Consider the following 14,821-nt stretch of genomic DNA (forward strand, 5'->3'; position numbering starts at 1 on the left):
GGAGCGTAGTGGCAGCTACGTGAGCACCGGAAGTTCCGGCTGAATTCCATATTCGAAGTCGAGCAGGCTTCCTGTATCTGCTTCGTGATCAAAAGTGGACTTTTTGAACATCCTCTTAAAGGAGAGCTGCACGATGAAGACTCAGCGTCGATCGGGTAAGCAAGAAGTAGAAGAAGAAGCCAAGCCGGAAGCCGGGACCACGAAAGGCGTCAACCGCCGCACCTTCATCAAAGTGGCGGCAGCCGGGGCCGTTCTGCTGATGGGAGGCGGCGTATGGAGGATGTCCAGCCAAGGCGTATTCTCGGCAGGCAAGGGCCCGGCTTACGAGCCGTGGGACGACTGGGACTCCGAAGGGCAGGATGCGGAGCGGTCCATCGTGAGGGCCGCCATACTCGCCTCGTCTCCGCACAACTCACAGCCTTGGCTGTTCCGGATCGCTCCGGATCAGGTCGATCTGTTCGCCGACCCTTCGCGCAACTTGGGCGCCATGGACCCGCTGCTGCGCGAAATGCATATCGGCCTCGGCTGCGCGCTGGAAAATATGAGCATCACCGCCGCCGCGCACGGCTTGAAGGCGGAGATTGCCTATGTGCCCGACCCGGGCAACCCGGCGCATATCGCCTCCGTACGGCTAAGCCCGGGAACCGGGCTGTCGCGCGAATTGCACGAGTACATTCCGCGGCGGCATACGAACCGGGCCGCTTACGACGTCGGCCGCCAGGTTGGGGCCGATCAGCTGCGCGCGCTCTCCGAGAGCGGGGATAACGCAGCCCACCGGACGATCTGGCTGCAATCGGACGAGGACAAAACCCGGATCGGACAACTGATCGTCGACGCGACGGAAGCGATTACGCAAGATCCGGACCAGTCCCGGGACAGCAACCGGTGGTTCCGTCATAATTGGAAGCAGCTGCAGCAGTCGGCCGACGGCGTTACGATCGATGCGTCCGGCAATTCCGCCTTTGCCCGCACGCTCGGCAAAACGCTGCCGAACTTGTCGAACGAACAGTCCGACGCCTATTGGCTCACGTCCACCCAGCTGGTCCAGGTACCGACCGCATCCGCCTTCGGCATCATTCTCATTCCCGATCATCGCGACGTCGCCGGACTGCTCCACGCCGGCCGTTTATGGCAGCGGATGCACCTTAGGGCGGTGCGCGACGGCCTCGCCGTTCAGCCGCTCAATCAAATCCACGAGCGGGCCGACCGCGAGGAAGCGCTCGGGAGCGACGCCCGTTTCGGCCGGGCTCTGAAAGAGCTGACGGCGGGTTATCCAGCCTCAGCTCCGACTCCGGCTAACGCCGCCGTGTTTACGTTCCGGATCGGCTACGAGCTGGAGCCCGCGCTCAAAAGCCCGAGACGTCCGATCGGCGATGTGCTTCTGCCGACCTAAGCGGCTGCGGCTAACCGCACCCGTTTGCCCGCAAGGAGATGAAAGGGAGCAGCTTCCAGGTACGAAAAGCTGCTGCACGATAACCAAAGCCTATTCCCAGAGTGCGATTGCCTCTGCGCAGGCGATTGGTTTCCTTGCGGGCAGAGAACGCTCAGCTTCGCTGAAGACGTATTCTTTCTATTACCTATAAAAGCGGTTTGTACCCCTTATTGGGCAACTTCTGCCTCGCTGTTGGGAAATAGCGGCGTTGCAGCTCTTATTCTGACTGCTCTGAGGCCATTTGCCGGATTTGGGGGAGTTTAGCGGCTGCAAACCGCTCTTATTTCCGCCTCGGCCCCGATTTTCTGCAAAATAAGGGGTGCTAATCGCTCTTAAGGTCCGGCTGACCGCCAGAATGAGGGTAGGTACCGCGGAAGGACGTCAAGCCGCCTCCAAATCCCCGGCTTTAGTCGGCTCTGATTGGCTGGCTTAGTAGATCAGCTTCGGCTTCAACCGGCCCGCACGGGTCCAACCGCTTCAACTGTTAGGACTCCCCTCATTAGCAACGCAAAAAGAAGCTCATCATCCGCTCCCCCTGTTCGAAGGAAACAAATGACGAACTCCTGTTCTCCGGCTCCCGCACCGGGCGAAGCTTCCGTCGCGCAGTGCTCGGCGTCGCTTGACAAGGGAACCGCTCCGGTTCACCGCACTCACCTTCACCAGCTCGTATACACTGTATTCACCTTCACCGGCTCGTTTCACCGCATTCAGGTTCATCCGCTCGTATTCACCGCATTCACGTTCATCCGCTCGCGTTCACCAGCTCACGTTCGCCGCTTCGCTGTCACCAGTTCAGCACGATGCCGAGCGCGCCGGATTTGCTTTGCTGAATGAATTGCCAAGCTTCCGCCGCCCGATCCGCCGGATACCGGTGCGTGATCAGCGGCGACGTGTGCAGCCAGCCGTCCGCGATCGCCTGAATCGTCTCTTCCATCCGCTTGCCCGTCCAGCCCGAGGGCGTATGCAGCGTAATCTCCTGCCCGCGCAGCTTCTGGATGTCCACAAGCCCCTTCTCGCCCAAAAAACCGGCCGATACGAGATGACTGTCCCGCTTCATGGAAGGCTGGAGCGCGTAAAACGTATCCATGTCGCCGACCGAATCGACGACGACCGCCACCTTCCGGCCCTCCAGCGCCGACACGGCATCCGTTCGCCGCGTATGGACACCGCGGATCTGCGGCGGCAGATGGGCGAGCCTGTCGTCGTGCCTGCCCAGCACGAACACTTCCGCCCCCCGGTGCAGCAGCGTCTGCGCCGCCCACTGCCCGACCAGACCGTCGCCGATCACAACCGCCACATCGCCGGGCGTAACGGCCGGGCGCATCCCGCAGTTATACCCAACCTGCGTGAGCACGAGACCACAATAAGCTTCGGGTGAAGCCCCTTGCGGCAGCTTCCAGATTTGACCCGCCGGCGTAACGGCCGGATGGATATGGCCCCCATAAGGCTCGAACATGCCCGATACTTTGCTGAGCGCCGCGAATACCCGCTCGCCGGGTACGATGCCTTGTACAGCCGAGCCGACCTGCCGGACGATGCCGACCTTCTGGTAACCGGCCACGATCGGGAACGGCCACGGGTCGCCGGGCTTGTAAGGCGTCTCGCCCCGGATTCGTTCCCCCCGAAAGTACGACGACTCCGTGCCGGTGCTGATCCACGAACACTCCACGTCGATGACTACATCGTGATCACCCGGCTCCGGTACTTGCACTTCGTTATATGCGGCCTTTCCCTTGTCCGTAAACACAACGGCATACGCTCTCATGAAATCCCTCCGGTAATCGGGGATGACGGTCGCGCCGCTTTAGTTCCCCGGGATAAAACAGATTTTGATCGCTTCCTGGCGTTTCAGCATGCCCACGCCCTCCGCGTATTGCTCCAGCGGCAGCTCGCAGCTGATCAACGGACCGAAATCGAGCTGGCCCTTCACGATTAAATCAAGCGAATACTCGGCCGCCTCCCGGAAATGTCCCGGATACCCGATCACGCTTAACCCCTGGTGTCTCAGCGGGTAATCGTCCCGCTGTACGGCGAACAGCGCCACGGCCTTGTTCGTGCGGTCCATAATGTTCCGCACCGCCTGCGGATAACCGACGCAGTCGATCGCGAGGTCCAGCGCACCGGCGGAGCCGCGCTTGCCGATCTCCTCCGAATCCGGCTCGCAGCAGAGCGTCGCCCCGAGACTCCGCGCGATATCTCTCCTTTGCGGGCTGGGATCGATCCCGACTACCTCGCTGGCTCCTTCGGCAAGCAGCATCTGCACGGCGATCAGCCCCGCAGGGCCGAGACCGTTGACGCCGCACCGGCGGCCGCGGATGCCCTCGTACTGCTTCATTTTCATAACACTGGCCGCGACGCACATCGCCAGCTCCAGCGATATCGCTTTGCGGAACGGGAGCTCCTCGGGCAAAGCGAGCAGATTGTCTTCCTTCATCAGGACATATTCGGCATAACAGCCGGGCTGATGATGGCCCGCATCCCGCCAAGCCGCCACCTTCTGACCCGGAGCGAGCGTCGTCCCCGGACCGGCCGCAGCCACGACGCCTGTCATCTCATGACCGGGCTGGCCGGGCGAGTAAGGAAAGCGTACCTCTTTCTCGTGCGCAAACATCGGCTTGCCGTAATAAATATGCAAATCCCATTGCGGGCAAGTCGCCACCTCTTTGACTTGGACGAGCACTTGACCGGGCCCCGGCTCCGGGATCGGCATCTCGACGATCGCAGCTTGCTCGGAGCTCATAATTTGCAGTACCTTCATCGTATTCGATTGGGTCTTCACTGTGGTTCACCGCCGTTTTTATTGTGGGTAAGGCTCCATCTAATCATAAGAAAAGCGTGGAGCAAGGTCTTTAGCGGATATGTACCAAATGGCGAGTGCACCCATCGTCGAAAAGACGGCCGTTTGGTACTCCGCAGGGGACATGTTTGCACAATATTGACTTGGCATCCGTTCGGGGACGCGAACAGCGATTTCCAGCCGTCCGTCGCTATAGTCGCTTTGTGCGTTTTCGCATCGACATACGGAACTCCCATCTGCATTTGCAGACGATTCAGCGCACCAGGCGGACGCAGGCCGATATAATTCACGCCGGCTTCGGTTCGCGTCAGCTTTTTGCCGAGCTCGATCGCTTCGTCCCAAGTCATATTGTCCTTCGGGTAGGGAACGCCGAACTTGTCAAATATATCTTTGTTGTACATAAGCGCGAAGGCGAGCGTATTGTAGGGCAAATAGTAGATTTGGCCTTGATCCGAATACGACTTGATGCTGTCCACGAGCTTGGTGTCGAATTTGTTGAAATCGAAGCCGTGCTTTTTGGCAAGCGACTGCAGGTCCGTCGGCACTTTAAGCGGGGTCAGCAGATGGATGTTGGTCAGCCCTTCCCATATAATGTCCGGGACGTCGCCCGCCGCGAGCAGCTCTTCGATCGTACATGGCGGCATCGCTGCTGGACCGTATGATGGCAGGGGAACGAATCGAACCGCAAGTATGGTCCATACCGCCGCTGGAGGTGGTCACGCGTTTATCCACCGATGTGATCGCGGTCGGCGACCCTTATGTATCGGCGGCCATTCAGTACATCCGCGAGCATGCCTACGAGGATCTGAAAGTGGAGGACGTCCTGCGAGCGGTCCCGCTGTCGCGCCGGGCTTTGGACCACCGTTTTGTGCAGGCTTTGGGCCGCACCCTTCATGAAGAAATCGTCGAAGTCCGGATGCGGCTCCTGATGCGTCTGCTGACCGAGACGGACTGGACCTTGGCGGTAATCGCCGAACGGTTAAGTTTCAAGCATTCGGAATACATGGGCGTCGCCTTCAAAAAATGTACCGGCTTATCGCCCGGCGCCTACAGGGAGAAGCATTCGTCCATGAAGCAGGGCTAGCCGACCCGGCTCCGGGCCGCTTGCAGGCGGGAGGTCCCCCGGTGACTGCCGTAAACGGTTCAGCCGGCAGCGTATGGGCTCTATTACGAGATAAGAGTCTCTGCCACCCTCTATTTTCGGCAAATTGGAAAAAACGATGCGATTAAAGGCGGTTTGCACCACTTATTTCAACCAACTGACCCTGTCTGCAACCTCTTGCCGATTTTAAGAGCTTCAAACCGCTCTTATTTCCCCACTCAAGCGGGTTTCAGACAAAATAAAGGGTACAAACCACCTCTACCCAGCCCCACCCTGCCGCAAAAAAGCCCGAATCCCCGCGCCCGCTGAAAAGCCGTTTTCAGCGGCCCCGGATATCCGAGCCCTCCAGCGGCGCCCACGCGTCACGCGTCTGCCTTCTAATCGCGGGGATGCATCCGCCTTCCGGTGAAGCGGCCGTCCGCTCTACAGCTTCACTCTCGCTTCGCCCGCCGGCGTTCGGTATACGCGGCCCGCCTCCAAGCTTCCCGCTCCCGCAGAGGCGTCGTCCGCATATCCCGGCGCATGAACCGTCAATCCGTATACGACGGACGCATTCGCGTAATCGGACAATAGCGGGGCGGAACCGATCGCGCTGGCAAACCCTTCGATCCGCGCATTATGCTGCTTGTTTCGGAATTTGCAGTATACCGTAGTTTTGGCAGCAATCGCCGGCGTCAGCACCAGACCCGAGGTTACGATATCCGTGTAGATTCCGATTTCCGTATCGCGCACCTTGAGATCGTCCGATTTGCTGGCGGTTACGGCGTTCGTACACGTGCCGATCTGCCGGATGCCCACGAATTCGCTGTTCAGCGTAGAGAACACATCGTCGGTTATCGTATCGGCTTCGAAAAAACGGGTGAACGAGACCAGGCTGGTACAATCGCCGATAAACGTCCCGCCGTCGATTACAACATTGGACCAATCACCCATGAACAGAGAACCGATAGCGCCGTATTCCGGGTCGTTATGCAGCGAGAAGCTGCCGATGCGCACGTTGGAGCCGCGGTCGGATACGAACGCGCCGTGAGGACGATTGTACTTGACCGACTTTCCGCAATTGCGGGCCGCCACTTGCTGAACGACGTGCTGCATCTTCGCGCCGGGATGCGGATAGCCGGCGGTATTGCCGAACAGCCCGATCACCGTCTCGCACCGCTCCGCCACGACACTGTGGACGACGACTCCGGTGTCCTCCTGATTCGTTCCGCCCGCCAGACAGAGCGCCATATAACAGTCGATCGCGATAATCCCGCCGATGACGGCTTTCCTGCCGCCGTACAGGGACAGGTTGACGCCGGCTTCGCACGTAACCGCCCTTCCCCCTTTGCGGGATTTATCGTGCAACGCATTTTTGACCGTGATGCTGCCCGCATGCCATTCCGTATGATTTCTCCGCAAATACAGCCCGCCCTGGGCCGGAATAAAACTGCAATCGACCTTCAGCTCGGGGATATGCACGTTTTTGGCCCCGGGTACGCCGGTTACCGCCGCATCATAGGTCGTTTGCGCAATCACTTTCAACCAATTGGGTCCGCCGAATGTCGAGTTGTTCCACAGCGTAATCGACTCGCTGATCCCGTAGGCTTCGCCCGCCCAGTCCAGCACGACGGTTCCGCCGCCCTGCTTCTTCAATTGCAGCGCCATGGCCTGAAGCTGCGGGTACGAATCGGTAGCACCGTTGTCGCCTTTTGCGCCGTATCGGGTGGCAAGCAGCCCGCCCGTCTTGCGGAGCACCGCGATATTGCCATTCGCCAAAACATGGTCGCCGAAGCCGTCCGGCGTTCCCGAGAAATCAGCCGGCTCCACGATGTCGTAATACGCTCCGCCCAGCGGTCCGAGCGGTGTCGCCTCCCACCCTGCATAATAGGAGACGGTGGATGCGATCTTCCCTGCAGGGATGTCGGCCAGCTTCATCTCCGCCACATGGTCGAAGCTGTACAGCGGCGAGCAGCAGCCCTCCTGATCCGGACCATATACGGCATTCGTCACGGTATGGCCCGGGTAGGCCATCGCCGCCGCTCCCGCATGACCGGTAGCTTCCCCGAACCAGAGACCCGCTGCGGCGGCGGCCCCCGCAACCGATAAGGATGCCAATACTTCCCTCCTGCTTAAAGCGCGTCGTCCCTTACTTCCATCACCCGCCCGTGCAAAGTCTTCCGTCGATTTCGTCGTCATCCTCGCTCCACTCCCCGCTGGCTATTGAATGGACTGCCCCAATTCCCTTCCTTTGCCGCTCCAACCGCTTGCCCGGCCCGGCGGCCCCTCGCTTTCCTCATCCGGCGAGTCCTGCTCCCGATTACACCTTAATCATACTGAACCGCCCGGCAGGCTGTCGTTAGATGATCTGAACCTATCATCGCTTTCAGGCTCTATAAGAAACCGCTTTCTTATTATCGCTTCACCTCCTTCGTTGCACAAAACTGACCTGCGGAGCGAAACTGCGTGCAACAAAAAAAGCCTGAAGTACCCAGGCTCTCTACTTGGCGCCGGCGCGCCCGCGATTCAGTTCTTCTCTCCACTGGCTGGGACTGCACCCGAACTTCTGTTTGAACAGTCGGGAAAAGTAATGCAGGCTGTTGAACCCCGTCGATTCCGCAATTTGCTGGATGCCCATCTCGGTATTCGCCAAATAACTGACAGCGGCGCTCAGCCGCAGCTTGTTCAAATAATGCATCGGCGTAACGCCCGCCTCGTTCTTGAACGCCCGGACGAGATAGGACGGATTGAAGTGCACCCGTTTGGCCAGCAGCGTCAAGTCGAGCGGGTCGTAGTAGTTCGTCTCCATATACCGGATCAGCCATTGAATCGACTGCCGCGTGGCCGGGTCCTGCTCACCGCCTGCGTCCAACCCCTCGCGGAAATAGCGGCGGATCAAAAGCAGCGTTTTGCGGATGTCGAGCAGCGCGATTTCTTCGTCGAAGGGTACGTCCTTTTTATGACGCAGCGTTTGGACGGTCAAGCCGGAGCCAGAAGCCGGCCCCGCAACGGGAAAAGACGGGCGTCCGCTGCAAGCAGCTCGCCCGTCTCCGTATCGATCCCTTCATCTCCAAGCGCCGGTGCGGCGGAGACCGTTATACCTTCTGCACCTTCGTTGTCCGTCTTGGCTTGCGCTTCGCCAGAAGCGGCTTGATCTCTTGAAAGCTTAAAAATTGTTGGGTTTGCTCGTTCCATACCCGGTGGCGAAGCGATCGTAAGCTCGTCGTTAGCGTAATGGTCTGCACATCCTGCAAGCGCGGATTCAGATTATGCACTGATTCCAAGTGATAATTAGGCACGCGCGGACTGAGATGGTGGATGTGATGGAATCCGATGTTGCCGGTAATCCAGCGCAGCACGGTAGGCAGCTTGTAGTAGGAGCTTCCCTGCATCGCCGCTTTTACATAATCCCAGTTCTCATCCCGTTCGTAATAGGTGTCTTCAAACTGGTGCTGCACATAAAACAACCAGATGCCCGCCATGCCCGACAAAAAGAAAATCGGCCCCTGTACGAGCAAGTACGCCTGCCAGCCGACGAGCCAGATAAGCAGACCCGCGATTCCTACAATACTAGCATTGGTTATATACGTATTCATCCGCTCTTTGACCCCGGCGCGTTTCCGGTTAAAGCGGTAGTCGATCAGGAAAATATAGATAGGTCCGATGACAAACATAATAAACGGATTGCGATACAGCCTATAAAACAGTCGGACCGGCCACGAGGATTCTACATATTCTTCGACCGTCATCGTCCAGATATCCCCGACTCCCCGCTTGCTCAGATTTCCGCTGGAAGCATGATGGACGGAGTGGGTATGACGCCATTGATGGAACGGACAGAAGGTCATAATGCCTGTGATCGTCCCGACGATTTCGTTCGCCATCTTGTTTTTGAAAAACGATTTATGACAGCAATCATGAAAAATGATAAACACCCGGACCAGAAAGCCGCCTGCGGGGATCACCAGGGCAAGGGTAAGCCAATACGAAACCGATAAACTCAGATAAGCCAATATCCATAGAAGAACGAACGGCCCAATCGTATTAATAATCTGCCGCACACTAACGTTGATTTGCGGTCTTTCATAGGGCGCAATTTCTTTGCGCCAGCCGTACTGTTCCTCTTGCTGCATGTGTAATAACTTCCTCTCCTCGACCCCGGTATACCCGAACTTATTTTGTCCTAATCCTATTATTACGCTCAGATGGGTCATAAGTTTCAGTTTTTTAGAAATAAACCCGCAGATTCTTCTTCCTTTAATGTAAAAATCCCCCATTTTCGCATTGACGCGTGTCCGGAGGATTGCATTTGGGTTGAACGATGCTCATTATCAAGCAGGACGAACGGCAATATACAAATGAACGACTGCGTGTTGAGGATCGAACTGCCGGGTGTCGTACAGCTCGAAGTCTCCCGTATACGCCCGTTGAACCGGAGAATCCTGGAAATAAGCCCACACTTCCTGCCATGCTTCCAGCACGACCTCAAAGACGGGGCCTCTACGCGATTCGAAGACGAGATAGTCGGCTTCCGGCACTACGACTCGCTCCATACCGGGATCGGACGCAGGCGCTTCCTCGCTCCCGCCGCATGGATGGCCGATCACAACCGTGTATGCACCGTTAACGTCGCTTTCGTAGTCGGTGTAGACGGCATAGAGCAAGTGCGGATTGTCTCCTCCCGGGAGAACCGGACCGGGGTTCTGAAAGTAACGGTTCCATAGCTGAGGCAGCAGGCCGTCCGGCCCCTTCTCGCGGGCATTGGTCGTACGTGCGGCAATTCCTGTGATCGTAATCGACGGTTTATGCTGGGCTTGTTTGTTCATCCGTATACTCATCCTTTTTCTTAGGCGTATCCCTAGTAGTAAGTCTGGCTAAAGTATTCCAATAAAAGTATCGGCTTTACCTTTTAGGCAGCCCCTTTGCGATTACGGGATACAGAATCAGCTCTGACTTGGTACCAGAATACAACAGGAACTATGACAACAGCCTGTCAAGATTTATACAAGCTGGACGGGGAAGTGCGGCCCGAACCTCGTTCGATAGCCTCCCCTGCCCTTCTCCTATAGGCCAGGCGCAAGCCGGATTCACTACGGGATCGCGTTACAGAGATCAGACTAGTTTCCGCTTTCGGGGCTTGGCTGTTATTTACATCCTGGCTTCCCTATTTTATTATTTATCCAATTACGTAATTACGTAGTTAAATAATTATTAGGCGGTGGTTGTATGTCACGAGATTATGGAGCCGAATTGGATGCCGTAAAAGCCGGGCTGAGCGAGCTTCAGCAGCTCGTCAGGCAATGGGTCCAGGCAAACCCCGGCAAGGCGTCCCCACAAACAGACGTTGCGGAGACCGGCATGACGGTTTCGGCGCAGTTGCAAGAACGGCCGGGCGAAGCGGGAGGCATCTTTTATTCCGGCCAATACCGCGGGGAGAAATGGGGATACCGCTGGGAACCCCGGGAGAGACGGGTCAGCGAGCTGCTCGGCCTGGACGGCGACAAAGTGGCCAAGGTGCTGTCCGCACTCGGGCATAAGCAGCGCCTGGACATTCTCCGGTCCGTGCTGACCGAGCCGCTTACGGGCGCCGAGCTTGTCGAGCGGTTGAACATGGGCACGACAGGTCAGTTGTACCATCACATCAAAGCACTGCTCGGCGCAAATCTGCTTGTGCAGGAAGAACGCGGAGGACGTTATTCGCTCCCCGGTCATCGGGCTCTGCCGCTCCTCTTGCTGCTCTCCGCCGCTTCCGACCTGCTCGATACGAGCGATTACATGGAACTGGCCGAGGCGCGGAGCAACGCCGGCGCGTATCTAGGCGCAGCTTCCGAGGAATACGATCCTCACCTCCTGCTCCTGGCCGTGGTGGACAATACGATTCTGGAGCATAAGGCCGGATCTTGCACGGAAGCGAACATCTTCCTGCATGGCGACGGCAGCATCACCGTAGCCGACGACGGCCGGGGCATCCCGGTTCAGGCGCTTCCGGGCACCGACACGCCGGGTGTCCAGGCTGTTCTGACCCGGATTGTCCAGCGCAGCGACGGAGCTTCCTTTTTTGCGCCGGGCGGGGAGAAAGGCATTAGCATCTCGGTCGTCAACGCGCTCTCCGAGAAGCTCACCGTCGGGATTCGCCGGGAAGGCAAGTCGTTCCGCCAGGACTACAAGCACGGCATCCCTCAGACCGGCCTCATAACCATAGGAACGACGAAGGAGACCGGAACCAGCGTCACGTTTCTGCCCGATCCGGACATTTTCCGCGCCTCCTTCTCTCCGGCAAGGCTGAGCGGCCTGGCAGACGAAATATCGGCTGCATACCCGGGGCTGGCCGTCCGGTTTTATAACGAGGCGGAGTAACCCGGACGACCGTTCCGCCTCCGTTCTCCGCTGCAACCCCGCCGGGTCCGTACCCGGGGCTTGCCGCTTTTACTAAATAGGCTTTCCCGCAGGCCGCAGCGCAAACCTCGGGAAAGCCTTTTCCTGTCGAACAGGCAGGCGTTTTATTCCCTTCGCGCTGCGCCTCCTCCCGCATTTATGCATCCGGACTGCAACGACTAGGTCTATGGTTGCGTATTTCATCAGGAATGGTATTATTTTCACATGCCCTTATACCTAGTAACGATGTCAGATCCTACTTTACAAGACGCACCATGAGCTCTGGCTTCGTACGAATAGTCGGAAGGTGGATGTCGGTGAATCATAAGGAAACTCTGCACCGCAGAAACAAACTGTTAGTGGCGATTCTTTGGGGGATGCTCGTTCTGGGGATTGCCGTCGACGTCTTAACGGGCGCGCCCGCAAGCTCCGTCATCGTGCTGATCATCGTCGGTTCGGTGACCTGCGGGGCCGCGACGATTCTGACCTTTAAACGGTGGCTGGCCGATTACGTGATGTATTTTATAGCCGCGATCGTAACCGTCTTGACGCTGCTTCTCATCTGGACCGGGCCGATTATTACGACGTACTTCCTCGTATTCGTCAACCTGGCCATTATGACGCTGTATACGAACTTCCGGGCGATCGCGTTTTCCGCCCTGCTGGGCTTCGGGCTGACGATCTATTTATTCGTGAGTCCCTATAAGGACGAGATGTTCGGGATCAACGATCCGGTTACGATTACGATGTACTTGGCCTTAATCGTCATCCCGCTGCTCGTATCCGCCAAATTCGGCGAACGGCTGCAGGCCGAGGCCGCCGCCCAGCAGCAGAAGGCGATCGACGAGCAGGCGCATTCGCAGGCGCTGATCGATCAGTTGTCCGCTTCCCTGACTTTATTGAACGACTTCAGCTCGAAGCTCAAGCTGAACGTGACGTCGACCAGCACCATATCCAATCAGGTAACCGCCGCGTTCTCGGAAATTACGGCCAGCACGGACACGCAGACGAACAGCATCTCCGCCATCAGCGAATCCGTCCAGATTATCGAGCAGGCGGTCGCCTCCCTCGCCGGCCGGTCCACAGAGATGCGGGAGCTGTCCGCAAGTTCCGTCACGCTGACGGCAAGCGGCGCCGCCGAAGCTCAATCGCTGGAACAAAAGATGGATCAAGTCCACGAGACATTCAACCGGGCCGTCTCCCTGATGCACGAGCTGAACGAGCAAAACAGCCGGATCAGCGATATCGTCACGACGATTCATCAAATCTCGGCGCAGACGAATCTGCTCGCGCTGAACGCCGCTATCGAGGCCGCCCGGGCGGGAGAGCACGGCAAAGGCTTCGCGGTCGTATCGGGTGAAATCCGGAAGCTGGCGGATACATCCAGACAGTCGACCGAGCAGATCGTAGACATCCTGGAGACGATCCGGACGAAGACCGATCAGGCTTCGGGGCAAATTATGCTCGGTCAGCGGACCGTCATCGAAAGCGCCGATGCCGCCAAGCAGGTCGCCGAAGCGATGCGGCGGCTGTCCGGCAACTCGAACAAGGTGGAAGAGCAATCCGCTCAGGTGGAGCAGTCGGCCGACGATCTGCATCACCAATATGTCAAAATAACCGGGGAAATCGTAACGATTGCGGGGCTGACCGAAGAACATACAGCCTCGATCAAGGAGATGGCGGCCAGTATGAATACGCAGGACAGCCGGATTCAGGAGATCGTCGAGAGCTTCCTGCAACTGGATCAGTTGGCTACGGAACTGAACAAAATGACGGAGCGGCGCTGACGGAACGATTCCCTTACAGCTGCTCGCCCACCTGCTCCTTCCGCTTGTGCCACAGACGATACAGACCTAACGTAACCGCAAGAAAGACGGCGTATACTCCGATCGCTGCCGCGATATTGCCGGGATCGGACATCAGGCTGTCGCCCACCAGGGCGAACAGCAGCATCGCCGGAATTTTGCCGACCGAGGAGGCCGTAACGTACACCGCAACCGATACCCGGCTTAGTGCCGAGTAGATGTTAATAGCGAAGGACGGAACGAAAGGAAGGAGCCGGGCGAACAGGATCGCGAGAAACGCATTCCGTTCAAAAAGCAGCGTCACTTTCTCGATCCCGCTGTACCGGCGGAGCATCCGCATCCCCCACTCCTGGTAGCCGTACCGGACAAAAACGAACATCAGGACGGAGGCCGTGGCCGAGCCGACCCAAGTAATCCCGGCTCCTGTAATCGGGCCGAAGGCGGCCCCGATCACGCCTCCGACGATCGGGTACGGAATAACCGGAAATAAAGCCATCACCGTCGCCATAATCATTACGAGCACGACCTGATCCGACTGACGGAACCAATCCATGATGTTCTCCCCGTACCGGTATATCCCGAATGCGGCTCCTATGTAGACGATCGCCAAGATCAGCTTCTTGACCATACCTGACTCCTATACCGGGTCCGGCTCGTACCGGAAGCGGGTAAGATCGATCCGCCCCTGGTCGTCGATGTCCACGCCTTCGCTTTCCAGATGGAGCGTCTGAACCAGGCGCCCTTCATCCGGAAGCGCAATTTCCCCCTTGGCGTTTACGACCCGGTGCCATGGCAGCCGGTGGGACTTGCTGAGCGAATGCAGAATGCGCACCACTTGCCTTGCGCTTCTAGGGCTTCCGGCGAGCCCGGCGATTTGCCCGTAAGTCATGACGCGCCCTTCCGGGATGCTTTTAATAATGTCCACGACCCGCTGTGTGTAAGGTTCCATCCGTTTCCCCCCAAGAAAAGAGCAGACCTGGCGGTCCTCCTCCTCTTAATCGTCGTAATCGGCAAGCCCCTGCTCGATCAGATAGTCCATCTCCGCATCGAGGATTGCCTCTACTTTCAACTCGTCCAGCTTCACATCGGGCCGGCTCAGCACATAATCGACCAGCTCGTCGCCGTCGATATCGACCTCGCCCTTCGCATTCGCCTTGGCCCCGCTCATGAACGCCTGTTCGTGCTTCAGGACGAGCTGAATCCGCTTCGGGTCGAGCTTCGTGCGGTTCGCGATGTATTGCACCAATTCTTGTTGATTTACTTCTGCAGTCAATGGGTTCAGCTCCTAATTCGACAAGTTACTGCCATTGTACCATACTGCCGCCATCTGC

14 protein-coding genes are annotated in these 14,821 nt (G+C 57.9%); 4 read left to right on the forward strand and 10 right to left on the reverse strand.

Annotated features, from left to right (window positions below):
• Positions 1-133: 133 nt before the first annotated feature.
• A complete protein-coding gene (locus tag IDH45_RS01070) occupies positions 134-1,393 on the forward strand; it encodes an Acg family FMN-binding oxidoreductase (protein ID WP_190923817.1) in 1,260 nt (419 codons plus the stop codon).
• A gap of 823 nt (positions 1,394-2,216) precedes the next feature.
• On the opposite strand, the gene IDH45_RS01075 is transcribed toward IDH45_RS01070, so the two are convergent.
• From IDH45_RS01075 to IDH45_RS01085, 3 genes are read right to left on the reverse strand one after another with little or no spacing between them, the layout of a single operon-like run.
• Positions 2,217-3,197 (reverse strand): zinc-binding dehydrogenase, encoded by a 981-nt coding sequence (locus tag IDH45_RS01075; protein ID WP_190923819.1) that lies wholly within the window; start codon positions 3,195-3,197, stop codon positions 2,217-2,219.
• A gap of 39 nt (positions 3,198-3,236) precedes the next feature.
• Positions 3,237-4,211, reverse strand: coding sequence for a zinc-dependent alcohol dehydrogenase (locus IDH45_RS01080; protein ID WP_190923820.1), 975 nt, complete (start codon positions 4,209-4,211; stop codon positions 3,237-3,239).
• On the reverse strand, positions 4,208-4,873 hold the full coding sequence (locus IDH45_RS01085; protein WP_190923822.1) for an ABC transporter substrate-binding protein: 666 nt from the start codon (positions 4,871-4,873) through the stop codon (positions 4,208-4,210). The genes IDH45_RS01080 and IDH45_RS01085 overlap by 4 nt, the downstream gene beginning before the upstream one ends.
• On the opposite strand from IDH45_RS01085, the gene IDH45_RS01090 reads away from it, so the two are divergent.
• Positions 4,864-5,313, forward strand: a complete 450-nt coding sequence (locus IDH45_RS01090) for a helix-turn-helix transcriptional regulator (RefSeq protein WP_190923823.1) — start codon at positions 4,864-4,866, stop codon at positions 5,311-5,313. The two genes, IDH45_RS01085 and IDH45_RS01090, sit on opposite strands and share 10 nt — an antisense overlap.
• 441 nt (positions 5,314-5,754) lie before the next feature.
• Here the strand turns inward: IDH45_RS01090 and IDH45_RS01095 are convergent, their stop codons facing one another.
• The 4 genes from IDH45_RS01095 to IDH45_RS01110 all read right to left on the reverse strand — a co-directional run bounded on the left by IDH45_RS01095 (position 5,755) and on the right by IDH45_RS01110 (position 10,136).
• A complete protein-coding gene (locus IDH45_RS01095) occupies positions 5,755-7,509 on the reverse strand; it encodes a hypothetical protein (protein WP_190923826.1) in 1,755 nt (584 codons plus the stop codon).
• A 301-nt stretch (positions 7,510-7,810) separates the two neighbouring features.
• A complete protein-coding gene (locus IDH45_RS01100) occupies positions 7,811-8,293 on the reverse strand; it encodes a helix-turn-helix transcriptional regulator (RefSeq protein ID WP_190923827.1) in 483 nt (160 codons plus the stop codon).
• 112 nt (positions 8,294-8,405) lie between these two features.
• Entirely contained in the window at positions 8,406-9,443 is a 1,038-nt protein-coding gene (locus IDH45_RS01105; protein WP_190923829.1) for a fatty acid desaturase, read from the reverse strand.
• 198 nt (positions 9,444-9,641) lie between these two features.
• Positions 9,642-10,136 (reverse strand): GyrI-like domain-containing protein, encoded by a 495-nt coding sequence (locus tag IDH45_RS01110; protein WP_190923831.1) that lies wholly within the window; start codon positions 10,134-10,136, stop codon positions 9,642-9,644.
• A 400-nt stretch (positions 10,137-10,536) separates the two neighbouring features.
• Here IDH45_RS01110 and IDH45_RS01115 point away from each other — a divergent pair, with 400 nt between their 5' ends.
• On the forward strand, positions 10,537-11,667 hold the full coding sequence (locus tag IDH45_RS01115) for an ATP-binding protein (protein ID WP_190923833.1): 1,131 nt from the start codon (positions 10,537-10,539) through the stop codon (positions 11,665-11,667).
• Between the two features lie 335 nt (positions 11,668-12,002).
• Positions 12,003-13,472, forward strand: coding sequence for a methyl-accepting chemotaxis protein (locus IDH45_RS01120; protein ID WP_190923834.1), 1,470 nt, complete (start codon positions 12,003-12,005; stop codon positions 13,470-13,472).
• A 13-nt stretch (positions 13,473-13,485) separates the two neighbouring features.
• Here the strand turns inward: IDH45_RS01120 and IDH45_RS01125 are convergent, their stop codons facing one another.
• The 3 genes from IDH45_RS01125 to IDH45_RS01135 are packed head-to-tail and all read right to left on the reverse strand — an operon-like array spanning position 13,486 to position 14,763.
• Complete coding sequence (locus tag IDH45_RS01125; protein ID WP_190923836.1) at positions 13,486-14,118, reverse strand: TVP38/TMEM64 family protein; 633 nt, start codon at positions 14,116-14,118, stop codon at positions 13,486-13,488.
• Positions 14,119-14,127: 9 nt separating this feature from the next.
• A complete protein-coding gene (locus IDH45_RS01130) occupies positions 14,128-14,439 on the reverse strand; it encodes an MGMT family protein (protein WP_190923837.1) in 312 nt (103 codons plus the stop codon).
• Between the two features lie 45 nt (positions 14,440-14,484).
• The gene (locus IDH45_RS01135) at positions 14,485-14,763 is read right to left on the reverse strand and encodes a hypothetical protein (RefSeq protein ID WP_190923839.1); all 279 of its coding nucleotides are present in this window, start codon (positions 14,761-14,763) and stop codon (positions 14,485-14,487) included.
• Positions 14,764-14,821 lie beyond the last annotated feature (58 nt).

Origin of the sequence: Paenibacillus oceani, assembly GCF_014705615.1 — a bacterium.
Taxonomy (GTDB): domain Bacteria; phylum Bacillota; class Bacilli; order Paenibacillales; family NBRC-103111; genus Paenibacillus_AB; species Paenibacillus_AB oceani.

Coding starts and splice junctions, on each gene's coding strand:
- IDH45_RS01075 (WP_190923819.1), bottom strand. CDS start 3,197: ATGAGAGCGTATGCCGTTGTGTTTACGGACAAGGGAAAGGCCGCATAT.
- IDH45_RS01115 (WP_190923833.1), top strand. CDS start 10,537: ATGTCACGAGATTATGGAGCCGAATTGGATGCCGTAAAAGCCGGGCTG.
- IDH45_RS01070 (WP_190923817.1), top strand. CDS start 134: ATGAAGACTCAGCGTCGATCGGGTAAGCAAGAAGTAGAAGAAGAAGCC.
- IDH45_RS01125 (WP_190923836.1), bottom strand. CDS start 14,118: ATGGTCAAGAAGCTGATCTTGGCGATCGTCTACATAGGAGCCGCATTC.
- IDH45_RS01130 (WP_190923837.1), bottom strand. CDS start 14,439: ATGGAACCTTACACACAGCGGGTCGTGGACATTATTAAAAGCATCCCG.
- IDH45_RS01105 (WP_190923829.1), bottom strand. CDS start 9,443: ATGCAGCAAGAGGAACAGTACGGCTGGCGCAAAGAAATTGCGCCCTAT.
- IDH45_RS01085 (WP_190923822.1), bottom strand. CDS start 4,873: ATGCCGCCATGTACGATCGAAGAGCTGCTCGCGGCGGGCGACGTCCCG.
- IDH45_RS01095 (WP_190923826.1), bottom strand. CDS start 7,509: ATGACGACGAAATCGACGGAAGACTTTGCACGGGCGGGTGATGGAAGT.
- IDH45_RS01090 (WP_190923823.1), top strand. CDS start 4,864: ATGGCGGCATCGCTGCTGGACCGTATGATGGCAGGGGAACGAATCGAA.
- IDH45_RS01110 (WP_190923831.1), bottom strand. CDS start 10,136: ATGAACAAACAAGCCCAGCATAAACCGTCGATTACGATCACAGGAATT.